The organism is Micromonospora sp. NPDC047670 (assembly GCF_043204915.1).
In the GTDB taxonomy this organism is placed as follows: domain Bacteria; phylum Actinomycetota; class Actinomycetes; order Mycobacteriales; family Micromonosporaceae; genus Micromonospora.
Map to the genome: position 1 here is coordinate 15,076 of NZ_JBIDDA010000017.1, position 22,909 is coordinate 37,984.

General features: G+C 72.1%; 22 protein-coding genes, 2 tRNA genes and 3 pseudogenes. 13 read left to right on the forward strand and 14 right to left on the reverse strand.

Annotated elements, in window-relative coordinates; all coding sequences use genetic code 11:
- The first annotated feature begins 22 nt into the window (after positions 1-22).
- Positions 23-823 carry an SDR family NAD(P)-dependent oxidoreductase gene (locus ACGF7U_RS27810; protein ID WP_393111589.1) on the forward strand — a complete coding sequence of 267 codons (801 nt, stop codon included), beginning with the start codon at positions 23-25 and terminating at the stop codon, positions 821-823.
- A gap of 205 nt (positions 824-1,028) precedes the next feature.
- On the opposite strand, the gene ACGF7U_RS27815 is transcribed toward ACGF7U_RS27810, so the two are convergent.
- From ACGF7U_RS27815 to ACGF7U_RS27825, 3 genes and pseudogenes are all read right to left on the reverse strand, one after another.
- Positions 1,029-1,673 carry an ATP-dependent Clp protease proteolytic subunit gene (locus ACGF7U_RS27815; protein ID WP_393111591.1) on the reverse strand — a complete coding sequence of 215 codons (645 nt, stop codon included), beginning with the start codon at positions 1,671-1,673 and terminating at the stop codon, positions 1,029-1,031.
- 419 nt (positions 1,674-2,092) lie between these two features.
- A complete protein-coding gene (locus ACGF7U_RS27820; protein ID WP_393111593.1) occupies positions 2,093-2,761 on the reverse strand; it encodes an NPCBM/NEW2 domain-containing protein in 669 nt (222 codons plus the stop codon).
- 61 nt (positions 2,762-2,822) lie between these two features.
- Positions 2,823-3,367: pseudogene (locus ACGF7U_RS27825) on the reverse strand (kinase).
- 609 nt (positions 3,368-3,976) lie between these two features.
- Here ACGF7U_RS27825 and ACGF7U_RS27830 point away from each other — a divergent pair.
- Positions 3,977-4,291 carry a hypothetical protein gene (locus ACGF7U_RS27830; RefSeq protein WP_393111595.1) on the forward strand — a complete coding sequence of 105 codons (315 nt, stop codon included), beginning with the start codon at positions 3,977-3,979 and terminating at the stop codon, positions 4,289-4,291.
- A gap of 307 nt (positions 4,292-4,598) precedes the next feature.
- A pseudogene (locus tag ACGF7U_RS27835) lies at positions 4,599-5,137 on the forward strand (transposase family protein); the annotation flags it as partial.
- A gap of 59 nt (positions 5,138-5,196) precedes the next feature.
- Here the strand turns inward: ACGF7U_RS27835 and ACGF7U_RS27840 are convergent.
- A complete protein-coding gene (locus ACGF7U_RS27840) occupies positions 5,197-5,745 on the reverse strand; it encodes a GNAT family N-acetyltransferase (protein ID WP_393111597.1) in 549 nt (182 codons plus the stop codon).
- Between the two features lie 104 nt (positions 5,746-5,849).
- Here ACGF7U_RS27840 and ACGF7U_RS27845 point away from each other — a divergent pair.
- Positions 5,850-6,029, forward strand: a pseudogene (locus ACGF7U_RS27845) (IS5/IS1182 family transposase); the annotation flags it as partial.
- Between the two features lie 104 nt (positions 6,030-6,133).
- Here ACGF7U_RS27845 and ACGF7U_RS27850 read toward each other — a convergent pair.
- Positions 6,134-6,742, reverse strand: a complete 609-nt coding sequence (locus ACGF7U_RS27850; RefSeq protein WP_393111599.1) for a hypothetical protein — start codon at positions 6,740-6,742, stop codon at positions 6,134-6,136.
- A gap of 311 nt (positions 6,743-7,053) precedes the next feature.
- Here ACGF7U_RS27850 and ACGF7U_RS27855 point away from each other — a divergent pair, with 311 nt between their 5' ends.
- Both ACGF7U_RS27855 and ACGF7U_RS27860 read left to right on the forward strand, forming a co-directional pair.
- On the forward strand, positions 7,054-7,695 hold the full coding sequence (locus ACGF7U_RS27855; RefSeq protein ID WP_393111601.1) for a hypothetical protein: 642 nt from the start codon (positions 7,054-7,056) through the stop codon (positions 7,693-7,695).
- A 160-nt stretch (positions 7,696-7,855) separates the two neighbouring features.
- Positions 7,856-8,209 (forward strand): tyrosine-type recombinase/integrase, encoded by a 354-nt coding sequence (locus tag ACGF7U_RS27860; RefSeq protein ID WP_393111795.1) that lies wholly within the window; start codon positions 7,856-7,858, stop codon positions 8,207-8,209.
- Here the strand turns inward: ACGF7U_RS27860 and ACGF7U_RS27865 are convergent.
- Positions 8,168-8,243, reverse strand: a tRNA-Lys gene (locus tag ACGF7U_RS27865). The genes ACGF7U_RS27860 and ACGF7U_RS27865 overlap by 42 nt on opposite strands.
- Before the next feature lie 186 nt (positions 8,244-8,429).
- Here ACGF7U_RS27865 and ACGF7U_RS27870 point away from each other — a divergent pair.
- A complete protein-coding gene (locus ACGF7U_RS27870; RefSeq protein ID WP_393111604.1) occupies positions 8,430-9,686 on the forward strand; it encodes an Ig-like domain-containing protein in 1,257 nt (418 codons plus the stop codon).
- A 322-nt stretch (positions 9,687-10,008) separates the two neighbouring features.
- On the forward strand, positions 10,009-11,304 hold the full coding sequence (locus ACGF7U_RS27875; protein WP_393111606.1) for an Ig-like domain-containing protein: 1,296 nt from the start codon (positions 10,009-10,011) through the stop codon (positions 11,302-11,304).
- A gap of 52 nt (positions 11,305-11,356) precedes the next feature.
- Here the strand turns inward: ACGF7U_RS27875 and ACGF7U_RS27880 are convergent.
- Together ACGF7U_RS27880 and orn are read right to left on the reverse strand one after the other, a co-directional pair.
- Positions 11,357-11,429: transfer RNA gene (locus ACGF7U_RS27880), tRNA-His, on the reverse strand.
- 96 nt (positions 11,430-11,525) lie between these two features.
- Positions 11,526-12,116, reverse strand: coding sequence for an oligoribonuclease (gene orn / locus ACGF7U_RS27885; protein ID WP_393111608.1), 591 nt, complete (start codon positions 12,114-12,116; stop codon positions 11,526-11,528).
- A gap of 75 nt (positions 12,117-12,191) precedes the next feature.
- Between orn and ACGF7U_RS27890 the strand changes: the two genes are divergently transcribed.
- Positions 12,192-13,454, forward strand: coding sequence for a glycosyltransferase 87 family protein (locus ACGF7U_RS27890; protein WP_393111610.1), 1,263 nt, complete (start codon positions 12,192-12,194; stop codon positions 13,452-13,454).
- 199 nt (positions 13,455-13,653) lie between these two features.
- On the opposite strand, the gene ACGF7U_RS27895 is transcribed toward ACGF7U_RS27890, so the two are convergent.
- The 4 genes from ACGF7U_RS27895 to ACGF7U_RS27910 all read right to left on the reverse strand — a co-directional run bounded on the left by ACGF7U_RS27895 (position 13,654) and on the right by ACGF7U_RS27910 (position 18,099).
- Positions 13,654-14,682: a hypothetical protein gene (locus tag ACGF7U_RS27895; protein WP_393111612.1), complete on the reverse strand. Its 1,029-nt coding sequence runs from the start codon at positions 14,680-14,682 to the stop codon at positions 13,654-13,656.
- Positions 14,683-14,822: 140 nt separating this feature from the next.
- Positions 14,823-15,554, reverse strand: a complete 732-nt coding sequence (locus ACGF7U_RS27900) for a YcnI family protein (RefSeq protein ID WP_393111614.1) — start codon at positions 15,552-15,554, stop codon at positions 14,823-14,825.
- A gap of 19 nt (positions 15,555-15,573) precedes the next feature.
- Positions 15,574-17,241, reverse strand: coding sequence for a copper resistance CopC/CopD family protein (locus ACGF7U_RS27905; RefSeq protein ID WP_393111616.1), 1,668 nt, complete (start codon positions 17,239-17,241; stop codon positions 15,574-15,576).
- Positions 17,242-17,454: 213 nt separating this feature from the next.
- Positions 17,455-18,099: a zf-HC2 domain-containing protein gene (locus tag ACGF7U_RS27910; RefSeq protein ID WP_393111618.1), complete on the reverse strand. Its 645-nt coding sequence runs from the start codon at positions 18,097-18,099 to the stop codon at positions 17,455-17,457.
- 107 nt (positions 18,100-18,206) lie between these two features.
- On the opposite strand from ACGF7U_RS27910, the gene ACGF7U_RS27915 reads away from it, so the two are divergent.
- The 4 genes from ACGF7U_RS27915 to ACGF7U_RS27930 are packed head-to-tail and all read left to right on the forward strand — an operon-like array spanning position 18,207 to position 21,174.
- Positions 18,207-18,797 carry a sigma-70 family RNA polymerase sigma factor gene (locus ACGF7U_RS27915; RefSeq protein ID WP_393111620.1) on the forward strand — a complete coding sequence of 197 codons (591 nt, stop codon included), beginning with the start codon at positions 18,207-18,209 and terminating at the stop codon, positions 18,795-18,797.
- Positions 18,798-18,840: 43 nt separating this feature from the next.
- Entirely contained in the window at positions 18,841-19,365 is a 525-nt protein-coding gene (locus ACGF7U_RS27920; RefSeq protein ID WP_393111622.1) for a MauE/DoxX family redox-associated membrane protein, read from the forward strand.
- A complete protein-coding gene (locus tag ACGF7U_RS27925; RefSeq protein ID WP_393111624.1) occupies positions 19,358-20,074 on the forward strand; it encodes a DsbA family protein in 717 nt (238 codons plus the stop codon). Before ACGF7U_RS27920 ends, ACGF7U_RS27925 begins: the two co-directional genes overlap by 8 nt.
- Positions 20,071-21,174: a hypothetical protein gene (locus tag ACGF7U_RS27930; protein WP_393111626.1), complete on the forward strand. Its 1,104-nt coding sequence runs from the start codon at positions 20,071-20,073 to the stop codon at positions 21,172-21,174. Before ACGF7U_RS27925 ends, ACGF7U_RS27930 begins: the two co-directional genes overlap by 4 nt.
- 197 nt (positions 21,175-21,371) lie before the next feature.
- On the opposite strand, the gene ACGF7U_RS27935 is transcribed toward ACGF7U_RS27930, so the two are convergent.
- Positions 21,372-22,142, reverse strand: a complete 771-nt coding sequence (locus ACGF7U_RS27935) for an energy-coupling factor ABC transporter ATP-binding protein (protein WP_393111629.1) — start codon at positions 22,140-22,142, stop codon at positions 21,372-21,374.
- Positions 22,139-22,909, reverse strand: coding sequence for a cobalt ECF transporter T component CbiQ (gene cbiQ / locus ACGF7U_RS27940; protein WP_393111631.1), 771 nt, complete (start codon positions 22,907-22,909; stop codon positions 22,139-22,141). The genes ACGF7U_RS27935 and cbiQ overlap by 4 nt, the downstream gene beginning before the upstream one ends.

Here is a 22,909-nt window from a genome sequence, read left to right on the forward strand (position 1 = left end):
GTCGCACACCAGGGAGGGCAGGTTGCACGGGAGTGGGCAACGGCTGGCCGTCATCACCGGCGCGGCCAGCGGGATCGGCGCGGCGGTGGCGCGGCGGCTGGTCGACGACGGATGGCGCGTGATCGGCTGGGACCGTCGCGGCTGCGACGCGGACGGGGTGACCGGGCGCCAGGTCGACGTACGCGACTACGAGCAGGTGGCCGCCGCGGCGGCGGAGGTCGACCGGGCGGATCTGCTGGTCAACAGCGCCGGCATCGGCGGGCGCGGGTTCGCCAGCGAACTGGCCCCGGCGGCGTGGGAGCGGGTCATCGGGGTGAACCTGACCGGGACGTACTACTGCTGCCGGGCGATGTTCCCCGCCCTGCGACGGGCCGGTGGGCTGGTCGTCAACATCGCCTCCGTGGCGGCGCACCTGGCGATGGTGGAGGGGGCCGCGTACTGCTCCTCGAAGGCCGGGGTCGCGATGCTGACCGACGTGCTCGGGGTGGAGTGGGCCGCGCAGAACATCCGGGTCATCGCGGTCAGCCCGGGCTACGTGCGGACGCCGCTGGTGATGGACGGCATCCACCGCAATCTCCTCGACGAGGAGACCATCGTGCGGGGCACCCCGCAGCGCCGCCTGGCGGAGCCCGCCGAGGTGGCGGAGCTGATCCGGGCACTGGCCGCGGACGAGCTGCGCTACCTGACCGCCACGACCGTGCGCTTCGACGGCGGGTGGACCGCGAGCGGTGGCTACCAGCCGCACCTCGCGGGCGACCTGGCACGGGCGGTGGACGACCCGCCGCCCGCCCCGGACAAGGCCGGACTGACCGCACGGGACTGACCCCGGGCGCGCCGGGTGGACCGGACCCGGCCCGGGCGGGTCCGGGCGGACGGGCCTGGGCGGGCGGACGGGCCTGGGCGGGCGGGCGGGCCTGGGCGGGCGGACGGGCCTGGGCGGGCGGACGAGCCTGGTCGGGCGAGCCTGGTCGGCCTGGCCGGGGCGGGGTCGACGGGCCGGTGGGCGCCGTCGACCCCGGCGGATCAGCTCAGTTCCCCACCTTCACCGCGCTCTTCTTCCGACTGCGCAGGATGGTGTCGACCAGCCCGTAGGCGACCGCGTCGTCGGCGGTGAGGATCTTGTTCCGCTCGATGTCGCGGGAGACCTCCTCCTGGGGCCGGCCGGAGTACTGGGCCAGCATCTCCTCCATCTGGGTCCGCATCCGCATGATCTCCCGGGCCTGGATCTCCAGGTCGGTGCCCTGGCCCTGGACGCCCTCGATCGCGGGCTGGTGGATCAGGATCCGCGAGTGCGGCAGCGCCATCCGCTTGCCCGGGGTCCCCGCCGCCAGCAGGATCGCGGCCGAGGACGCCGCCTGGCCCAGGCAGACGGTCTGCACGTCCGGACGGACGTAGCGCATGGTGTCGTTGATCGCCGTCATCGCGGTGAACGAGCCGCCCGGCGAGTTGATGTACATGGTGATGTCCCGCTCGGGGTCCGTCGCCTCCAGCGTGATGAGCTGCGCCATCACGTCGTTGGCGGCGGCGTCGTCGACCGGCGTGCCGAGGAAGATGATCCGGTCCTCGAACATCTTGCTGTACGGGTTGGTCTCCTTCATGCCGTACGACGTCCGCTCGGCGAAGGACGGCAGGACGTACCGGGCGTCCACGGACAGATTCGGCTTGCGGATCATGTTCGGCCTCTCTCCCTCGGAAATTGCTCCCCCGGCAATTCACCCGTCGGCCGGGCGACGCAGCGGAGATGATCCCTTGTCGACCCTATCGGCTTCCCGAACGGAATGCCGCTCCCAGCTAGGGGTGATTACGCGGCAAGCAGAACGCCTCCACTGGGGACGCTGCGTCGCCCGAGGTGGCGCAACCCACGACGGATCGGGGGGTCTGCCGTCCCGTCGGACGCCCGTCCCCGCGCGACGACGGTCGCGTCGGACCCGGACGCGGAGGGGCGCGGCCGCCGAAGCCCCACCACGCCAATTCGGCAGCGCGAATCGGCACGCATGTCGGATATGGGAATTCCACCACGAGCAGAGGGTCGTTCCTGTCGGCCAGCCGATCGACAACGGTCAAAGGCAAGAATCGTCATTCGGCGCAGCGCTCACCGGTGCAGCCGCGGGGCGATCCAGGTGCCGATGCTGTCGCCGTGGCACTGGTCCACGCTGGTGGTGCTCACCTGGAGGGAAACCTGGGTCGCGGCACTGATGTCCACCTTGACCGGGCGGGTCTTCCCGAGGCCCACCGTCGTGGTGAAGACCTTCTTCCGGTCGACCAGCACGGTGAACCGCAGGGGCAGCGCTCCCGGCGAGTCGTCCGCGATCCCCACGGCCGCCTCGAGGAGCCGGTACTGCCGACTGACGACGAACGTGGCCGTGTAGTGGTCGTTCAACCAACACGGCGACGCGGTGAGCACGGTCTCGTGCCGCCTGCCGGCGACGGTACGCGGCTCCTGCTGCCAGCCCTCCCAGTCGTCCACCTCGGGCATCTCGACCAGGGAGCGCACCTCGGCCTCGACCGGTGCGGCATTCGACGGGGCACTCGACGCGGGCGCCGCGGAGGAGCCGGGTCCGGCGGTCACCTGAGGGCCGACCACCTGGGACGGCACGACTGACGGGCTGCCCTCGGCCTGCGGCGCGGTGCCACCGCCCCCGGTGTCGCGGACGAGTTCCAGCGCCACCGGAATGGCCGCCGCAACCACCGTGGCCACCGCGGCGATGACCGCACCGATGATCGCGGGATGGGACGACCGACGCCGCCGTGGGGTAGACACGGCTCGATTGTGACAGCCACCGCCCACCGCCCGGGTCCACCGCGACGGGTTCCGCAAACGATCACGCCGGACCCGCCAGCGCGCGTCGCCCGGCTGCCGGCGCGGTTACGGCGCGATCGGGAAAAGCGTCGTCGTCGCGTCCGGTCTGCCGTAGCCCGGCCGCTGCCGCAATCCCTTCACGGCCTGCTCCAGCGTGGTGGATTCCGGGAGGACGAGTTCGTCGGGCCAGCCGAGGACGTCGTGGGCGGTGTACCAGCCGCTCATGTGCTCGGCGGTGAACTCGCCGGCCTGTGGGCGCGTGAGGTGCCGGCGGAGGGTATCGGGCAGGGACACGTCGAGGTAGACGAACAGCGACCGCCCCCGATGGCCGTCGCGGAGCCGGTCAGCATGCTCCGGTAGCGGCTGGTGTGCATGATGCCCCTCCAGCACCACGTGGTAGCCGTGGTCGAGCGCGAACCGGACGGTCTGTGCGATCCGCGCCGGCGCCGCACCGCCCGGCTCGTCCCGCTCGCGCAACAGGATGCGGCGCAGGTAGTCCTGCTCGACCAGAGCGCAGCCCCGGCCATGCTTCGGTCGAGGTGCCCGGGCTGTCGCTCTCGCTGGCAGGGGTGACCATAGGGATCAGGGCCGGCCTCGACCGTCGGTTCGCCGGTCGAACGTCGCTCGCTGGCCGGCCACCCGTCCCAGATGGAGCCGGGCGCATCCGGCGTGGAATGTCGCCTGCGATCGAACGCTTACCTCCACACGGAGTCCTCGAAGAATCCGGGCGACGCCGAGACATGACTGGACCGCCCGTCATCACTCCGTCACATGTCGTCAACGGGAACGCTGACTCGACGACGGTCGCGGTCCCGGCCGCCGGCCTCTGTTCGGGCATGGTGATCACGTTGCCGGCCGCCAGGTGTCGCCACTGTTGTGGACTCAGCGGAGCCAAGGCGAACCACTGCTCTCCCGCCGGGCAGGCGGGCCGAGGAAGAAGCTCGGGGACACCCACGGCGTGGATCCTCCCCCCGTGGTCCATTGGACGCCACGCCCGGAAGGGAGCCAGATGACGGCCATGGCAAACCCCACGGGCGACCGCGTCTCGGCCGGCATCCCGGCTGCCGGCAACGCACACCGCCCCACCGGCTGGGTAGCCTGTGCCCACGATCACGGTGCCGCGTCCACGGCTCACCGGAACCGGCCCAGAGCAAGGAGGTGCCAACAATTAAAAGAATGCGCAAGTCGATGATCTTGGGGGTGGCCGCATGCATAGTTGGGCTTTTGCTCTTTTTCGTTTACAGACAGACGATAGGCGCAAAAGTAATCGGAACCGCCAGCGGGCCGGAATACGAATACATAACAATAGGCGATAAGACCTATGTGATGGATTTTGCGAACAACTACTCGAATGCAGACAAGGGAGACTTCCTGGGAGTCGTTCGCGGTGACGAGGTCACCTTCAGAATCTACTCCGTAAAAGGCGATGAAGACAGTAAGTACATATATAGGCTCTCAGGTTTCGACGGTGCTTTCTATCGCTTGAGATAATGACCCATAGGGGCAAGAGATCGCACTCCTGGCCCACATAGGTTACGTAGCTCGGTGAGTTGGCCAGCCACTGCTTGGCCTCTTGCCCGGGACGCTGTCGATCGCTCGCTAGACAACGTGCTGGGCAGCCCGTCGCCACGAATGGCCAGGATCATCTGCACCGGCCTGACGTGGACGATCTCTGAGGTCGTTTCATCGTGATGGCCCTGGCCACGGTGGGGGCGGGAGGTCATGTGTCGACATAGGACGAGGCCCCCGGTAAGACAGCAGTCGACCAAGAGCCGATGCCCCAACCGGAAGCCTCGCCATGCTGTCTTACCCGTCCGCGATCGCGCTGTCCAGCCGCACCCTGAACCACCTCGCCGACCTCATCTGCGCCGAACGCGCCCGACGCCGAGGCCGGTGGCGGCGCCTCGACGCCGGCCGGCAGGCCCTACTCGCCCTGGCCCATCTGCGTAACGGGGGCACCATCACCCGTCTGGCCTGCGGCTTCGCGGTCAGCGTCACAACCGCCTGGCGGTACGTCCGGGAAGCCATCGACCTGCTCGCCGAGCACGCCGAGGACCTGAACGCAGCCGTCCGGCGCGTCGCCCGGCTCGCGTACGCGATCCTCGACGTCGCCCTCATCCCCACTGACCGGGTCGCCGACCAGAAGCCGTACTACTCCGGGAAACACAAACGCCGCGGAGTCAACGTGCAGATCATCGCGGACTGCAAAGGACGCCTCGTCTGGCCTCGCCCGCCCTGCCCGGTGCCGTGCATGACCTGACCGCCGCCCGCACGCACGGCCTGATCGACGCCCTGGCCAGCGCCAACGTGATGACCTTCGCTGACAAGGCATACCAAAACCCACGATGAAGAGAACTCGCTTCACCGAAACCCGGTGAACGTTAGTGGACACAGCACTAGCCGTGCCACCGCTCCGCGAGCAGTCCGTAAATCAGAGTGTCAGCCCACTCGCCTTTGATCCAGTAGTCCTGGCGCAGGTGTGCTTCCTTGACCATGCCCACACGTTGGCACAGTCGCGCCGATGCCTCGTTCCGTGCATCGAGTCGAGCAATGACTCGGTGCATGCCGCAGTGCTCGAAGGCCACGCCGACAAGGGCTCGAACTGCCTCTGTGGCAAACCCGCGTCCCGACACGGACGGATGGAAGATCCAGCCCATCTCACCTCGAGACAGCGTTTCGTCGGCCGGCCACAGAACAACATCGCCGACGACCTCGCCCTTGTGCTCAACCACCAGCGCCAGCACGGAGTCCATCCCGGTAACACCCAAGCCATGAATGCGTTTGGCCACCTGCTCAGCCGCGTGCTCACGCGACCACGGTTCCCACGGAACGTAGCGAGCAACGAGCGGGTCCCCGTAGTAGGCAAGCAAGGCATCCACATCATTCAGCCGGTACTGCCGAAGAAGCAGTCGCTCGGTACGTATCGGCAGTGCCAGCTCAGACATGTTGCCTCAGCACCTTCCTCCACTCATGGGGGTGATCGACGGCCACCATACGGATTCGTGCCAACCACGTGCCAGTAGCCGGCACCCCGGACGGTCACCAGGCACCCGGACTGTCCCGCCGGCGGAAGACCGTCAACCGTCACCACACCAAAATCCGCGCCGTCGCTACCCTCAAGGGCTGGAAAATCCTGGCCAAACTCCACTGCTGCCCCCGACGCGCCATTAAGATCGTCCAGGCCATCCTCGTCCTACACCGCGTCCGCACCAGCCGAAACCCACGATAAAAGAACTCTCTATAGGGCACGGTCGACGTCGAACCCGGTAGCCTCCGGGGCGCCGCCACCCGCCTGCGATCAGGTCAACACCGAGACAGCCCAGCCCGCCCACGTCACCCTCTGTCACGCCTTGCACTCGTCGCAATGGGGAGCACCGACTCGACGACGGTTGCGGTCCCGGCCACCGGCCTCTGTTCGTGCATGGTGATCACGTCGCCGGCCGCCAGACGTCGCCACCGTTGCGGACTCAGCGGAGCCAGGCGAACAACTGCTCTCCCGCCGGGCCGCAGATCCGGCTGTGCCTCGACCCACAGCCGCGCGACGTACAGGTCCGGCTCGCCCGCCGCCGTCACATCGCCGATGTCCCACAACGGACGGAGGCGCCCGTCGCCGGGAATGGGAGTCCGCCTGCCACCGGCGACGTCCGGATCCACGAGCTGAAGGTCCGCGCGCACCATCCCGTGAACGACCTCGAAGCGGCGCCAGTGGCACCACCGCTCGGTCTGGGAGAGCCACATCAGCCTGGCCGCCTCCGCGAGCAGATCCCAGTAAGCGGTTTCGGTGCGGTACGCGTCGCCCAGTTCCACGAGGATGTCCAGCGCGACCTCCCACTCGTCGTGGTCGAGGTACTCGTTGGCGTCGGCCACCGTCGCGCCGGCCTCATCCGTCGCGACCGCGGGCACGTGACAGGCAGCTCGACGAAGCAGCTCGGGGACATCCACGGCATGGATCTTCCCGCGCGATCCGTTGGACGCCACGCCCCGGGAGGGGCCAGAGCCGATGTCTCGGCGATGGGGAAGCCCCACGGACGGGCCAGGTCGCGGCTGGAACCGGGCCACCGGCTTGGCGGCCTGGTCATGGCGGTCTCTCGTGGCCTCGGCTGGTCCCTGTCGTCCTCGCCCAATGGCACGCTGATGGCACGCCGGGCTGCTCCGTCGACCTATGTGCGCGTAGTCGAGGTGGCGGCCTACGGACCCGGCTTCGTGAATACCGACCACGGCGCGCCCGGCGGGTGGCCGAGCAGGGAGCAGGCATGTCTACCGAACCGGAACCGGGCCTCGCGCCCGAGGACGCGAGACGCCGCACGACCGAGGTCGGTCCCATCATGATGGGTTCCATGGAGGTCACCAAGGACGGGCGAAGCTGGCGGATCGGTACGGCCGGCGACGTCGCCTGGATCGCTGGCAAAACCACGGAAGGCTTCTCGATCACCACAGCGATACCGCCGGTGTTCGACGCCTACGCCACCTTCTACCCGCCCGACGGTGTGAGTGTCCAAGCCCATGAACGCGCGGTGATCGACGTACTCACCCAGAACACCCCTGACCAGCCCTGGTGGCTGGGCTATCTCGACACGGGCGCCCACGACATCGTCTTCCCCCTCGCTCCGAAGGTGTCCCTCTACTGGAGCTGGCCCTATGTGCTGGTCGAAGCCGGACCCGAACAAGCCCTCACCTGGCGGATCGGCCACATGCGCGCCGGCATGGGATCGTTACCCGACCTGTTCTTCCCTGCAGATCACTCCTGGCTCGTCTCCGCCCTCTGGGACGACGTATGGACCGACATCGGCGGGACCGCCGCACTGATCACCGCCCTGCACGGCAATCCGCTGGTCAACGCTCGCCGGGTGGAGACCGACGAAGACGCCCTTCCGCCGGGACTCACGCGCGACTAGTCACACGCGCGACCCAACATGCTGGCGGATCCCTGCGGGCCGGGGTCCGGGGTGGAACCCCGAGGTCTTCACGAAGGTCGAGCCAGAAGGCGGAGCGGCGCACCTGTGGCAAGGACTGGAAGGAGCACAGCCTGGTCTTACCACCACGATCGGTACACCGATCGAACCGCGCAGCCTCAACCGGCGCTTCGTCCGGCTCCTCGACACGGCCGGGCTACGTCGGGTGCGCTTCCATGATCTACGTCACTCGTGCGCGACGATGCTCTACGAACGGGGCGTGCCGATCGAGAAGATCCAGGACGTGCTGGGGCACAGTTCCCCGACCATCACGAAGCTGATCTGCGTCGAGGTGACCCGGCGACCCCAGCGGTCGACCACGGACAAGCTCGGTTATCTGTTCGATGCCTGGCGTAGGGGTCACCAAAAAGGCCACAGGGCCGGTCTTAACGACCGGCCCTGTGGGTGTTACTGCTGGTGCGCCGCCAGGGACTCGAACCCCGAACCCGCGGATTAAGAGTCCGCTGCTCTGCCAGTTGAGCTAGCGGCGCTCGCTGGCAACGGGGAGAACACTAGCACGCCCTCCGAGCCGGTTTCCAATCCGATCCCCGGCTCCCCCCTTCGGTCGAGCTTAACGGGCATCCAGGGCAAAACCACCGGGCGTACGGCAACAGGGGTCTGCGGAGCGGGGCCGATGCGGCACCATGTGCGCCAGGTACGCGAGAACAGAGGTGGGGATGGGTATGTTCGCGCGGGCCGGGGCGATGGTGGGCGCCCTCGGTCTGATGGCGTCGCTGGCACTGACAGCCTGCGGCGAGGAGCAGAAGAAGGCGGAGTTCGTCGGCGGCACCACCGCCGTCACGACGAGCGCGGCGGCCGAGCCCGCCAGCCCGGTGGCGCCGAGCGGTCCGCCGCTGGCGCTGAACCCGGCCGACGGGGCGAAGAACAGGCCGGTCAGCTCCGAGATCAGCGCGAAGCTGCCCGACGGCGGCAAGGTGTCGAGCGTCACCCTGACCGCGGCGGACGGCAAGCAGGTCGAGGGGCGGCTGCGCGCCGACGGCTCCTCCTGGGTGCCGTCGAAGCCGCTGAAGTACGGCAGCCGCTACACGGCCACCGTCACCGCCACCGGGGCCGACGGCGCGACGAGTCAGGGCACCAGCACCTTCACGACGATGGCGAAGCCCAAGTCGTTGATCAGCTCGGGGCTGTACCTCTTCGACGACAAGACCTACGGCGTGGCGATGCCGGTGGTCACCGAGTTCCACCCGGGCATCCCGAAGAAGGACCGGGCCGCGGTGCAGAAGCGCATGTTCGTGCACACCGACCCGCCGCAGCCGGGCGCCTGGCACTGGGTCGACAACGGCACCCAGGCCTACTACCGCGCGCCGGAGTACTGGAAGCCCGGCACCACGCTCACCGTCCGGATCGCGCTGGCCGGCATCCCGCTGAGCAACGGCCGGTACGGCAACGTCGACCGGACGGCCACCGCGAAGATCGGCCGGGCGTTCGAGATGAAGGTCGACAACGCCACCAAGAAGATGACGGTGTACGAGGACGGCCAGGTCGTCCGCACCCTGCCGGTGAGCCTCGGCAAGAAGAAGACGCCCTCCTCCAGCGGCACGATGGTGGTGATGGAGAAGAAGGAGTCCACCGTCTTCGACACCCGGGACGACCCGGATCCGGCGAACCGCTACGTCACCGAGATCGACTTCGCCCAGCGGCTCACCTGGGGCGGCGAGTACATCCACGCCGCGCCCTGGTCGGAGCACGTGCAGGGCCGGCAGAACGTCTCGCACGGCTGCGTCAACGTCTCCACGACGAACGCCAGGTGGCTGTTCGAGAAGACGAAGGTCGGCGACCCGATCACCATCAAGGGCACCGAGCGCAGGTTGGCGCCCGGCAACGGCTGGACGGCGTGGAGCCTGAGCTGGTCGGAGTTCGTCAAGGGCAGCGCCCTGCCGGTGCCCGAGGGCGGCGCGGGGCCGGCGTTCTGACAGCCACCCCGACCCGACCACACCGGCGACCGGTCCGCTCCCGCGGGCCGGTCGCCGGCCTTTCCGGCCCGACCACACCGGGTCGATCGCCGGAGGTGGCGAGGAAGCCCCGGCTCCGCATCCGCCGGGCCCACGGTGACACCCCCCGCGCCCTCCGCGCCGGCCGCCCGGTGAAGACGAATCCACCTCGCGAAGCCGAAGATTTTATCGACATCCGGACAGGTTGCCCGGCGTGTTTCGGTTCACCTTCAGGAACGGGTACCAGTCCGGGTGCGTCAGTGAGGGACGATGGGCAATCGGGGACCACGACTGTGAGGGAATCATGCGAGCTGTCCAGGACCAGCTGATCCGGCGCGGGGACGACCGGCGGGGTGGGCGACGCCGCGGGTTCGCGGCGGCGTTGCTCGCCGCGACACTCGCCCTGACCGCCGCCTGCACCGACGGCGGCGGGGACAAGCCGTCCGGCTGGCAGAACGGCGGCGGCCAACCCGCCGCGCCGAAGGCCGCGGCCACCATCGTCGAGCCCAAGGCCGACGCGAAGGACGTGCCCGCCTCTACCGGCATCACCTTCACCACGAAGGACGCCCAGCAGACCACCGTCGAGCTCAAGGACTCGTCCGGCGAGGCCGTCGAGGGCAAGCTCGCCGCCGACGGCGCGAGCTGGCTCCCCACCGGCGCGCTGGAGTACGGCGAGACCTACACCGCCACCGTGACCGCGACCGGTGACGACGGGCGGCCCGCCACGGCGACCAGCACCTTCACCACCATGGCCAAGCCGGGCAAGCAGGTCCGGATCAGCAGCTTCCTCGGCGACGACCAGGTGGTCGGCGTCGGCATGCCGCTGATCGTCAAGTTCAGCCGGGCCATCCCGGAGGACTACCGCGACGACGTCCAGAGCCGGATGACGGTCACCTCCACGCCGGCCCAGGAGGGCATCTGGCACTGGGTCAGCCCCACGGAGATCCGCTACCGCCCCAAGGAGTTCTGGCAGGCCGACAGCAAGGTCTCCTACCGCGTCCAGGCGGGCGGCCTGCCGCTGGGCGACGGCTGGTACGGCCGGGCGGACCTCACCGTCGACATCAAGGTCGGCCCTGCGGTGATCATGACCGTGGACAACAAGACCAAGCGGATGACCGTCACGAAGAACGGTTCGGTGATCAAGACCATCCCGGTCAGCCTCGGCAAGAAGAGCACACCGTCCTCCAGCGGCACGATGGTGGTGATCGAGAAGCTGCGCAAGACGGTCTTCGACACCTTCGAGGAGCTGGGCCCCGAGGAGGGCTACCGCACCAAGATCGACTATGCCCAGCGGCTGACCTGGGGCGGCGAGTTCATCCACGCCGCGCCCTGGTCGGAGGGGCAGCAGGGCAGCGTGAACGTCTCCCACGGCTGCGTGAACGTCTCGATGGTCAACGGCGCGTGGCTGTTCGCCAACACCCGGGTCGGCGACCCGATCACCGTCAAGGGCACCGAGCGCAAGCTCCAGAACGGCAACGGCTGGACCGACTGGAACATGAGCTGGGACGAGTACGTCAAGGGCAGCGCCCTGCCGTACGAGCCGCCGGCCGAGGCGACCCCGGACGCGAGCGACGAGCCCGAGCCCACGCCGACGGCCTGAGCCCCGGATACGCCGAAGGCCCCCTCCGCGAGGAGGGGGCCTTCGTCAACCGGGTGACTGATGGGAATTGAACCCACGACAACCGGGACCACAACCCGGTGCTCTGCCAACTGAGCTACAGCCACCACGCCTTCCTCGCCCGGTCGATCGCCCCGGGCGGGGTGCGGACCAATAATAGCCCTACCCCGACCCGCCGCGTCCAGCGGGTTCTCCGGGACGACTCAGAGCTGGGCGGCGATCGCCTTGGCGGTCTCCACGTCGGGGCCGGGCAGCGGCACGAAGACCGTCCGCCGGTAGTACTCCAGCTCTCGGATGCTCTCCCGGATGTCGGCCAGGGCCCGGTGCGCGAGCCCCTTCTGCGGCTGCCCGAAGTACACCCGCGGGTACCAGCGGCGGCACAGCTCCTTGATCGAGGAGACGTCGATCATCCGGTAGTGCAGGTGCGCGTCGAGGCGCGGCATGTCCCTGGTGATGAAGCCGCGGTCGGTGGCGATCGAGTTGCCACAGAGCGGCGCGGTGCGCGGGTCCTTGACGTGGCTGGCGACGTAGTCGAGGACCATGTCCTCGGCCTCGGCCAGGGTCACCGTCGAGCGCCGTACCTCCTCGGTCAGCCCAGACTTGCCGTGCATCGTCCGGACGATCTCCGGCATCGCCTCCAGCGCCTCCTCGTCGGCGTGGATCACCACGTCGACGCCCTCCCCGAGCACGTTGAGATCGGGATCGGTGACGAGCGCGGCGACCTCGATCAGCTTGTCCCTGCCGAGGTCCAACCCGGTCATCTCACAGTCGATCCAGACGAGAAGATCAGCCACCGGCCCAGCCTACGCGCAGCTCCCCCGGCCGCGCGCCCGCGCACCGTGCCGCAGCCCGACCGCTAGGGTTTCCCCGTGCCAGCCGAACCCGCCGCACCGCCCGCCGTCACCGACGACGACCCCGGCGGCCGTACGGTCCGTCGGCTCGTCGCCGTGCTGGCGCTGGCCGCCGTGCTGCCGGTGCTCTACCTGCCCGGCCTGGTGCACGACTTCTTCGACCTGAAGATCTACATGCGGGCGATGGACTGGTGGGCGGCCGGCAACCCGCTCTACGACTACGTGCAGCCCGACCGGGTCCAGGGCGAGCTCTACTTCACGTACCCACCGTTCAGCGCGCTGCTGCTGCGGCCGTTCGCGCTGCTGCCGCTGGGCGTCACCGTGACGATCTTCACGGTCCTGACCGGGCTCGCGGTGGTGGTCACCACCCGCTGGCTGCTGGCGCCGGTGATCGCCCGGCACGGCCTGCCCCGTGTGTTCACCCTCACGGTGGCGGTCCTGCTCGTGCTGGCGGTGGAGAGCACCCGCGAGACGATCACCTTCGGTCAGATCAACATGCTGCTGGTCGTGCTGATCCTGGCCGACCTGCTCTTCGCCGTACCCCGGGCGGGTCGCTGGGCCGGCGTGGGCGTGGGGCTGGCGACGGCGCTCAAGCTCTTCCCGGGCATCTTCATCGTCTATCTGCTGGCCACCCGGCGGTGGCGGGCGGCGGCCGTGGCGAGCGCGACTGCCGCCGCCGCGACCCTGCTCGCCGCGGCGGTCGCGCCCCGGGACTCGTGGCGGTTCTGGACGCACGAGCTGTGGGCGACCGACCGGGTCGGCCGCACGGACTACACCGGCAACCAGTCGCTGTTCGGGCTGCTCAGCCGCATCACCGCGCCGGAGAAGCCGGACCGGCTGCTCTGGCTGCTGGTGGTCGCGGTCGTCGCCGGGTACGGGCTGTGGCGGGCGGCACGGGCCGCCCGGGCGGGCGACCCGCTCACCGGCCTCGCCCTCACCGGGCTGGTCGGCGCGCTGGTCAGCCCCATCACCTGGACCCACCACATCTACTGGTTCATCCCCGCCGTGGTGGTGCTGGCGGACGCGGCGCTGAGCGCCGACCCCGCCGAGGGCGCCCGCCGCCGGAAGGCGCTGGCGGCGCTCGCCGTCGGCACGACGGCCCTGATCGTGTACGGCGTGGTGACGTTCTACGACTGGGGGATCGCCCCGGTGCGCACCGACTCGCCGGGCGAGTTCCTGGTGCGCAACACGTACGTGCTGCTGAGCCTGGTGCTGCTGGTGGCGCTGCCGGTCGGGCGCAGGGCCGGGAAGTCGCACCAAATGGACAGTCTTCCCGAGTAGCCCTCTTCACCGCTAATCTGGTCGCAACTACCTCAGACGTCTCTCGGGTAGCACCGATCCCCCCGGTGAAGGCGGCCCTCCGCGTCGGCAGCGCGGAGGGCCGCTCGCCGTCCTGCCTCCCTCCACGGCGGTCGGCGTGGTGCGCGTGCGGATCCCCCGGCTCGGTGGGCGTGGTGCGCGTCCGGGTCCCCGGCGCAGGTCAGCGTGGGGCGTTCGGGGGCTCCGGGCCGGCGTGCGGGGCGGCGGGACGGAGCTGACCCCCGGTCGGGACCGGCTGGGCAGTCTCCTCGGCGGCGGCCGGCGGCCAGGCGAGGCTGAGGGTCACCTCGGGCGGCCGGACCGCCGGGTCGCCGGCGAGGTCGGCGAGCGTCGCCGGTCGGCGCGCGGGCACCGGCCCGATCGCGGGCCGGGACCCGCCGGGACCGGCGCCGACCGAGGCGAGCTGGCGCTCGACGGCCGGGGAGCGGTCGCTGTCCCGGGTCGGCTGGGCGCCCAGCCCGCTGAGCGAGGTCACGCCGAGCCGCCCGGCCAGCACCGGCACCTGGTCCGGTTCGACCACGAAGACCACCTCGCGCGGGCGGACCGGGCGCAGCAGGAGCAGCACGGCGAGCGCCACTGCCAGCACCCCGCCGGCCAGCAGGCCCGCCGTCGCCGGTGCGGTCCACCCGGCGCGCAGTTCCGCGCGCAGCTCCAGGGTCAGGTCCGCGCGCCCGTCGGGACGCATCACCACCAGGCTCAGCCGCCGGTCGGCCAGCTCCTGCGGGGACCACTCCAGCGCGCCGATCCCCTCGCGTACCCAGAAGGGCTGGCCGATCGGCGTGCCGGCCGGCGCGGTCGCGGCGGACGGCGCGGCGGGCCCCAGCCGGACCGGCAGCGGCCCCCGGGCCAGGGCCACCCGGTGGACCTCGGCGTGCGGCACCGGGTCGAGCCAGCGCCGCACCTCGTCGGCGGGAGCCAGCCCGACGAAGGCGGGACCGTCGGCCGTGCGGGCCTCCAGCCGGAGCCGGGCCTGCCCGGCCCTGGTGAACGGTGCCTCCGCGCGCAGCAGCCGGTCGAGGTCCGGGACGACCACCGCGTGCCCGGGGGTGTGCACCGTCTCGAACCGGGCGCTGAACGCGCCCGCGGAGTCGGCGTGCCGGGTGACCATCCCGAGCGCCCCGCCGGCGAGCAGCGCCGGGATCCCGATGGTCAGCAGCAGCACCCCGCCGAGCACCCGCACGAACCGCATTCGCCTCGTCCCCCTCCGTAGCCGGATACCCGGCCGACCTTACCGACGAGGGAGGGCTGATCAGCGGATATCCACGGCACGGGCCGGGAAAGCAACCGGCCCGCCGGGTACGCCGACGGGCCGGTGGACGAGGCGACGGGTCACGCCTTCGGCGTGGGCTCCCGCCGGGTCCGCGCGAACGCGAGCCCGCCGAGCAGCAGGCCCCCCGCCCCGGCGACCAGGCCGGCGAGGCCGAGGCCGGTGGCCAGGCCGTCGCCCTCGGCGTCGTCATCGTCGTCGTCCGCCTGCGCCGGGGCGCCGCCGGTGGGAGCGGCCGACGGCGAGGCCGCGGTGAGGGTGAGCACCGGGGCCGGGCTCTCCGGCTCCTCGCCGCCGGGGGTCGGCTCCTCGATCCAGCGCTGCACGTTGCCGTCGGAGTACGTCTGCAACGTCTTGAAGACCATCGTGTCGACCTGCGGCAGCGGCCCCATCGACACCGGGAACTCCTGGAACTGGCCGGGCTTGACCGCCGCGTCCCCGGTCGCGGTCCAGGTCAGCTTGGCGACGACCTCCGTGAGCTGGCTGCCGTGCACCTCGACCGGCGGATCGACCTTGCGCTTCTCCACCGCCACCGTCCAGCCCGGCACCGGCATGGTCGACACCGAGCCCACCGGCGCGTTCTCCGGCAGCACCACCTCCACCTTCGTCGTGGCGGCCGTGTCACTCTCGTTCGGCACCCGGAAGGCGAACCGGCCGTAGCCGCCCTGGGTCGCCTCCTTCGGATTGATCGTGACGTGGGCCGAGGCGGGCGCCGCGAAGCCGAGGACGGCGGTGGCGACGGCGCCGAGCGCCAGGGCGGCAGCAGCGGTTGCGGTACGCCGGTGACGGATCATCTGCGTGGGAGCCTTCCTGTTACCTGATCGGCACGGTGGCGGTCACCGTGGACTGGTCGATGTCGGAGGTGCGGACGGTGACGCGCAACTGCCACTCCCCCGCCGCCGGCAGGTTGATCTCGCCGGTGGCGTGGTTGTCGGTCAGCGGCAGCAGCGGGACCTGGATCGGTTCGATCCCGGCCGACGGCAGGGCGACCGTGGCGCGCCACTCCACCACCGGCTGCGGCCGGTTGTCCTTCGAGTACGCGTAGAAGTGCACGGTGTTGTTGCCCCGCTCGGCCGGGTCCAGCTCGACCTGTAGCGAGTAGTTCGTGCTGGACAGCGTCGTCGAGAAGTAGCCGGGGGACCCGCCGGCCACGTCGGAACCGGCGGTGCGGGCCGGGGTGGTCTGCACCAGGGTGGCGGACAGGCCGAGCACCACGGCCGTGATCGCCAGTTCCGCCGCGACCGCCCGCCGCATCGACGTCGGCCGGCCCGCCGCCGTACGCCGGCGCACCAACTGCCGGGAGTACGCAGCCACCGCGATCACCAGCACGAACAGCCCGATCTTGCCGAGCAGCAACCGCCCGTACGTGGTGTCGACCAGCGCGCTCGGCGTGGCCACCTCGATCAACGCCTGGACGGTGCCGGCGAGCAGCAGCGCCGAGACGGCCAGCGCCGCCCAGCGCGACCAGATCGGCAGGATCGCGTCCAGTTCCCGATCGTCGGCCCGGCGCAGCAGGAAGCCGGCGAGCATCACCAGCCCGCCCAGCCAGACCGCCATGCTGCCCAGGTGGACCGCGTCGACGAGAACGGAGACCGCCGGGGCGGGCGAGGCCGCCGGGTGCCCGGCCAACGGCCAGGTCAACAGGGCCGCCACCCCGAGGATGCCCAGGATCACCAGGTCGGCGCGGCCGACCGGCCCGGCCAGCAGCGGCCGCAGCAGGAACGCCGCCGCCGCCAGCAGGCCCAGCCGGACCAGGTGCGCGGCGCCGAAGGTGCTGCCCAACACCGCGCCCAGCCCTTCGCCGGTGACGTCGAACACGCCTCCGCCGGCGGTGTAGGGGACCTGGAGCAGCAGGTTCGCCACGGTGGAGAGCGCCACCAGCCCGAGCCCCGCCCAGGCCAGTCGCGCCGGGCCCCGCCGGGGCAGCCGCCGGGGCCACAGCGCGGCGAGGACCATCGCCGGGCCGACGAGCAGCAGCAGGCCGGCATAGCCGACGTACTTGGCGGCCTTGACCGCGTTGCCGACGACCGGGTCGGCCCGGCTGTCGTCCTCCCCGGTGTCCACGGGGGGCGTCGAGGGCGCGCCGACGGAGTAGGTGAACGCGCCGGAGACCGGGTGGCTGTCGGCGGAGATCACCCGGTAGCTGACCAGGTAGGTGCCGCGCCCGCCGGCCGAGTCGACGGGGACCGTGACCACGCCGCCGGAGAAGGTCGGCTCGCCCCGGTCCGCGCGGGAGCCGTCGGGCGCGATGACCCGGATCTTGCCCGGCACCTTCCGGACCGACTCGCTGAAGGTCAACACCACCTCGGTGGGCCCGCTCGGCACGACGGCCGAGGCGACCGGGCTGCTGCTCACCAGCACCGCGTGGGCGCTGGCGGGACCGGCGGGGGCGATCAGCAGGGCGACGACGGTGACCAGCAGGCCGGCGGCGACGGTCAGCCGGGCGAACCAGCGACGGTTGGCGACACTCATGCCGGCCATGCTCTCGGACCCGACCCCTCGCGCGCGACTCCGTCGATGCCGGGCCCGGCCGGGCCGGGGGCGGCCGAGGCGCCCCGGAGCCGCCCGCCCGGCGCGACGCGGGACACGACCGGGAGATGCCCGCCCGGCGCGACCCGAGGCGCGATCGGAAGACGCCCGCCCGGCGCGACGCGGGACACGACCGGGGCGCACCGCCGCCCGTCCGACGCGCGGTCAGCCATGCCGGGCCCGCAGTGCGGTCGACACCCGGCGGTCCGGCTCGTCGCTGACCCGTCCCAGCGCCCACAACAGCCCCGCCTGCACCACGGCGGCCAGGTGGCCGACCTCGTGCACCAGGGCGGTGGTCGAGTTGGCGATGTCGACCGCGCTGGTACCGGCCAGACAGACCGCCAGCACCAGCGCCACCGGCACGAACGCGCGAGCCCGCTCCGGCCGCCACGCGGCCAGCGCGAAGCCGACCGCCAGGGCCACGTCGAAGGAGGCCATCTCGCGGCTGGTGTGCGGATCGACGGTCACGCCCAGCCCGGCCAGCAGCACCGGCAGTGCGATCGACAACTGGGCGACGGCGGCGACCGCGACGGCCACCCGCAGCACCTGGCGGCGGGCCCGCCGGGCCGCCGCCGGCGCGCCCCGGGCCGCGACCGGGTCGGCGGCCACCGCCGCCAGCACCGAGGCCGTCAGGTCGGGCACCGCCACCGCCCGCACCCGCGCCAGCCGGGTCACCTGCTCGGCGCGGGACAGCCAGGCGCGGCAGCCGGGGCAGCGCTCCGTGTGCGCGTCCAGCGCCTCCGGCGCCGCCTGCGGGTCCTCGCCGTCCAGCCGCGCCGACAGCGCCGTGCGTACGTCGTCGCATGTCATGAGCGGGTAGTCGTCCGGCGTGCCGGAAAAGTTCCCGGCGTGGCGCAGGCCATGGAAGGGCCGAAGGACCCTGCCCGGCCCCGTCGGGCCGCGTAACCTGGACTGTCGTGATCCCCGCCCCGCGCGAGAGCTCCGCCGTCGGCCCGACCGACGCCGCGGGCCCCGCCGCGCGCGAGTCGGCGACCGGGTGGGCGCTGGCCGCCCGCGACGGGGATCCCGGCGCCCAGGCCGCCTTCGTCCGGCTCACGCAGGCCGAGGTGTGGCGCTTCGCCGCCGCGCTGGTCGACCCGGACAGCGCCGACGACCTGACGCAGGAGACCTACCTGCGGGCGTTCCGGGCGCTGCCGGCCTTCGAAGGGCGTTCCAGCGCCCGGACGTGGCTGCTCGGCATCGCCCGGCGGGCCTGCGCCGACCACCTGCGCACCGTCGTGCGCCGCCGCCGGCTCGACGAGCGGCTCGCGGCCGACGCGTGGACCGCCCGGTCGCACCCCGACCCCGCCGGCCAGCTCGGCGCCGCCGACCTGGTCCGTCGGCTCCCCGCCGAGCGACGTGGCGCGTTCGTGCTCACCCAACTGCTCGGCCTGTCGTACGCCGAGGCCGCCGCCGTGGAGGGAGTGCCGGTGGGCACCATCCGCTCCCGGGTGGCCCGGGCCCGCAACGACCTCGTCGAGGCGGTCGGCGACGCCCTCGCCGGATGAGTCGGACCGTGGCCGGGAACTTCCGCGGCGGATGCGACGACCAATGAGCGTGACCACACCAGGCATCCGGGCCGCCCGCTGGCCCGCCGTCCGTCCCTGGCTCGGCGTCGCCGCCCGGCTTGGCCTGGCCGCCGTGTGGCTGGTCGCCGGCGGCAGCAAGGTCGGTGACCTGGCCGCCTCCGGGCGCGCCGTCAACGCGTACCAGGTCATGCCGTACGACGTCGCCACGGTGGTCGGCGCGGCGCTGCCCTTCGTGGAGCTGGCGCTGGGCGTACTCCTGCTCCTCGGACTGGCCACCCGACTGGGCGCCGGGGTCTCCGCGGCGCTGCTGGTGGTCTTCATCGCGGGCATCGCCTCGGCCTGGGGCCGGGGCCTGGCGATCGACTGCGGCTGCTTCGGCAGCGGCGGCCAGCTCGCCGAGGGACAGGCCCCGAGCTACCTCCCGGAGATCCTCCGGGACCTGGGATTCCTGGCGCTGGCCGGCTTCCTGCTGATCTGGCCCCGCACGCCCGTCTCGGTGGACGGCTGGCTGACGGGGGACGCACCCGTGGAGGACGAGAATGAGTAGTCGCAAGGGGCAGAAGGGCGCCGCGCGGGTGGTCCGCGAACAGCTCGCCCGCGAGCAGCGGCGCAAGCGGACGCTCTGGGTCTCCGTGGCGGCCGTCGCCGTCCTGGTGATCGCCGGCCTCATCGGCTGGAGCGTCTACTCCAGCCAGCGCTCCGACGACTTCACCCCGCCGACCGGCTCGAACGAGGCCGGCACCGGCGTCGTCGCCGGCTCGGGCCCGGTCACCGTGGACGTCTACGAGGACTTCCTCTGCCCGGCCTGCAAGCAGTTCGAGCAGGTCAGTGGTCCGACCATCGACCAGCTCATCAGCGAGGGCAAGGTGCGGGTCGTCTACCACCCGGTGGCCTACCTCAACCGCTTCTCCACCACCGGGTACTCGACCCGGTCCTCGGCGGCCTCCGGCTGTGCCGCCGAGAGCGGCCGGTACCGGGAGTACGCCAAGGCGCTGTTCGAGCGGCAGCCGCCGGAGGGCGGCGCCGGGCTGAGCGACGACGAGCTGGTCGACATCGCGGCGGGCGCCGGCATCGACCGGGACGGGTTCGCCTCCTGCCTGCGGGAGGGCACCTTCAAGCCGTGGACCGAGCACGTGACCGAGGAGGCCAGCAAGGCCGGCATCACCGGCACGCCGACCATCCTGGTCGACGGCGAGGAGGTCGCCGACCGCAGCCCGGAGGGGATCAAGGCGGCGGTGGCGGCGGCCGGCCAGTGATCCGTGACCTGCTGGCCCGCGCCGGCCTGGTGCTCACCGCCGCGCTGACCGCGACGCTCGCGCTCGCCGGGCCGGCGGCCGCGCACGGGGCGGACGCCCCCGACGGCACCGACTACCGCACCGAGGTGACGGAGGTCACCCCGGCCCGGCCGGGGCTGAGCGTACGGGCGGTGGAGGCGGGCGCCCGGCTGGAACTGACCAACACCGACGACCGCGACGTCGAGGTGCTCGGCTACTCCGGGGAGCCGTACCTGCGGGTCGGCCCCGACGGGGTGTACGAGAACGTCCGCTCCCCCGCGACGTACCTGAACCGGACCATCGCCGGGGACACCCGGCTGCCGGCCGAGGTGGACCCGGCGGCCGCGCCGCAGTGGCGGCGGGTCGACGACTCGTCCACGGCGCGCTGGCACGACCAGCGGGCGCTCTGGCGCGAGTCGGGGCCGCCGCCGCAGGTTCGGGCCGCCCCGGACCGGGAGCACCGGGTGCGGGACTGGGTGGTGCCGCTGCGCGCCGGCGCCGAGCCGATGGAGATCCGCGGCACGCTCGACTGGGTGCCACCGCCGGACGCGTACGCCTGGTGGGTGGTCACCACGCTCGGGCTGCTCGCGGTGGGCGCGCTCGGGCTGCTGCCGGCCGGGTCCGTCCCGGGCGGGCGGGCGCTGGCCGGGCTCGGCGGGCTGCTGGTGCTCGGCGGGCTGGCGGCGGTGACGTTCACCGTGGGCCGGGAGCTCGACGCCGGCGCGCGGGGGCCGGGCGGGCTGCTGACCGGCCTGCTCGGCGGGCAGGTCTGGGCGCTGCTGACCGGGCTCGGCGCGATCGCCGCCGGGGTCTTCGCGCTGGCCCGCCGGCCGGCCGCCGACTTCGCGCTGGCGCTGGCCGGGGCCTGCCTGGCGCTCTTCGCCGGGGTGGCCAACGCCGCCGTCTTCGCGCGCGGTGTCGCCCCGGTCCCCTGGTCGGGAACGGCCGCCCGGATCCTGGTCGCCGCCGTCCTCATCGCCGGCGCCGGCGCCACCGCCGCCGGTGCTCTCCGCCTGCACGCCACCTCCCGCCACCCGACCCCCACCCCCGCCCCGACCCCCGACTCCCCCGCCCACCCCTGACCCGCCCCACCGACTCCCACCCCCCTCCCACCCCCACCCCCACAACCGCGCCCGCGATCTTGCACTTTCAGCCCTTGGTGTGCGTGGATACGCGGCTTTTGTCGGGGCAGTAACTGCAAGATCACGGGAGCAGGGAGGGCGAGGGCGGGGGCGGGGTGCGGGCGCGGGGTGCGGCGGGGAAGGCGCGGCGGGGTGGGTCAGCGGGAGGGGTGGGGGGTGGGGGTGAAGCCGTGGGGGAGTTCCAGGCGGTGACGGGACAGGAGGTCCGCGTCGGCGAGGATGTCCGGCGTCGCGCCGTCGGCGACGATCCGGCCGGCGTCCAGGATCACCGAGCGGTCGCAGAGCTCCAGGGCGTACGGCAGGTCGTGGGTGACCATCAACAGCGTCACGGGCAGCCCGCGCAGGATCTCGGCCAGCTCGCGGCGGGCCGCCGGGTCGAGGTTGGACGACGGCTCGTCGAGGACCAGGATCTCCGGGTGCATGGCGAGCACGGTGGCCACCGCCACCCGACGGCGCTGGCCGAAGGAGAGATGGTGCGGGGCCCGGTCCCGGTGCTCGCCCATCCCGACCGCCGCGAGCGCCTCGTCCACCCGGGCGGCCAGTTCCGCCCCGCGCAGCCCCAGGTTGGCCGGCCCGAACGCCACGTCCTCGGCGACCGTGGGCAGGAAGAGCTGGTCGTCCGGGTCCTGGAAGACGATGCCCACCCGGCGGCGCACCTCGGCGAGCGTGGCCCGGTCCTGGCTGACGGTCAGGCCGCCGACGGTCACGCTCCCCGCGGTCGGGGTGAGGATGCCGTTGAGGTGCAGCACCAGCGTGGTCTTCCCGGCGCCGTTCGGCCCGAGCAGCGCCACCCGTTCGCCGCGCGGCACGGTCAGGTCCACCCCGTGCAGGGCGACGTGCCCGTCCGGGTAGGCGTACCGGACGCCACGGACGTCCAGGGAGACAGCGTTCTGCACATCTCCGATCATGTCAGCACGACGGCGGCGGCGGCGATGGTGGCCGCCAGGACCGGCACGATGGCCGCGGCCAGCCACTGCCCGGCCGTCGCCGCGCCCGCGCCCTGCCACACCGCCGGCATCCGGCCGGCGTAGCCGCGCGACAGCATCGCCAGGTAGACCCGCTCGCCGCGTTCGAACGCGCGCAGGAAGAGCGCGCCGACGCCGGCGGCGAAGCCGCGCAACTGCCACAGGAAGCGCGGGTCGTCGCCCCGGGAGACCCGGGCCACCCGCATCCGGCGGGCCTCGCCGACCAGCACGTCGAGGTAGCGCAGCATGAACGTGGCGATCTGGGTGAGGATCTGCGGGCAGCGCAGCCGGTCCAGGCCGACGATCAGGTCGCGGGTCGTCGTGGTCGCGGCCAGCAGGAGCGACGCGAGTACGCCGAGGGTGCCCTTCGCCACGATGTTCCACGCCCCGAGCAGACCGTCGGACGACAGGCTCAGGCCCAGCACCTCGACCCGCTCGCCGGCGCCGAGGAACGGCAGGGCGACGGCGAAGAGCACGAACGGCAGCTCGATCAACGACCGGCTGAGCAGCCAGCCCGGACCGACCCGGGCCAGCGCGGCGACCCCCGCGACCAGCACGGCGTACCCGCCGAAGGCCCAGAACGCCTCGCGCGGGGTGGCCACCACGGCGAGGGTGAAGACCACCATCGCCGCGATCTTGACCTCGGGCGGGAGCCGGTGCACCGGCGAGGCGGCCTCCCGGTACAGCACGTGTGCGTGCCCGGCGCCCAT

What these genes read in the sequence shown, in the direction of transcription:
- ACGF7U_RS27905 (WP_393111616.1), bottom strand. Translation starts at nt 17,241, where the DNA reads ATGGCCGGCATGAGTGTCGCCAACCGTCGCTGGTTCGCCCGGCTGACC.
- ACGF7U_RS27830 (WP_393111595.1), top strand. Translation starts at nt 3,977, where the DNA reads ATGCGCAAGTCGATGATCTTGGGGGTGGCCGCATGCATAGTTGGGCTT.
- ACGF7U_RS27925 (WP_393111624.1), top strand. Translation starts at nt 19,358, where the DNA reads ATGAGTAGTCGCAAGGGGCAGAAGGGCGCCGCGCGGGTGGTCCGCGAA.
- ACGF7U_RS27870 (WP_393111604.1), top strand. Translation starts at nt 8,430, where the DNA reads ATGGGTATGTTCGCGCGGGCCGGGGCGATGGTGGGCGCCCTCGGTCTG.
- ACGF7U_RS27840 (WP_393111597.1), bottom strand. Translation starts at nt 5,745, where the DNA reads ATGTCTGAGCTGGCACTGCCGATACGTACCGAGCGACTGCTTCTTCGG.
- ACGF7U_RS27910 (WP_393111618.1), bottom strand. Translation starts at nt 18,099, where the DNA reads ATGACATGCGACGACGTACGCACGGCGCTGTCGGCGCGGCTGGACGGC.
- ACGF7U_RS27935 (WP_393111629.1), bottom strand. Translation starts at nt 22,142, where the DNA reads ATGATCGGAGATGTGCAGAACGCTGTCTCCCTGGACGTCCGTGGCGTC.
- ACGF7U_RS27895 (WP_393111612.1), bottom strand. Translation starts at nt 14,682, where the DNA reads ATGCGGTTCGTGCGGGTGCTCGGCGGGGTGCTGCTGCTGACCATCGGG.
- ACGF7U_RS27900 (WP_393111614.1), bottom strand. Translation starts at nt 15,554, where the DNA reads ATGATCCGTCACCGGCGTACCGCAACCGCTGCTGCCGCCCTGGCGCTC.
- ACGF7U_RS27815 (WP_393111591.1), bottom strand. Translation starts at nt 1,673, where the DNA reads ATGATCCGCAAGCCGAATCTGTCCGTGGACGCCCGGTACGTCCTGCCG.
- cbiQ (WP_393111631.1), bottom strand. Translation starts at nt 22,909, where the DNA reads ATGGGCGCCGGGCACGCACACGTGCTGTACCGGGAGGCCGCCTCGCCG.
- ACGF7U_RS27875 (WP_393111606.1), top strand. Translation starts at nt 10,009, where the DNA reads ATGCGAGCTGTCCAGGACCAGCTGATCCGGCGCGGGGACGACCGGCGG.
- ACGF7U_RS27920 (WP_393111622.1), top strand. Translation starts at nt 18,841, where the DNA reads ATGAGCGTGACCACACCAGGCATCCGGGCCGCCCGCTGGCCCGCCGTC.
- ACGF7U_RS27855 (WP_393111601.1), top strand. Translation starts at nt 7,054, where the DNA reads ATGTCTACCGAACCGGAACCGGGCCTCGCGCCCGAGGACGCGAGACGC.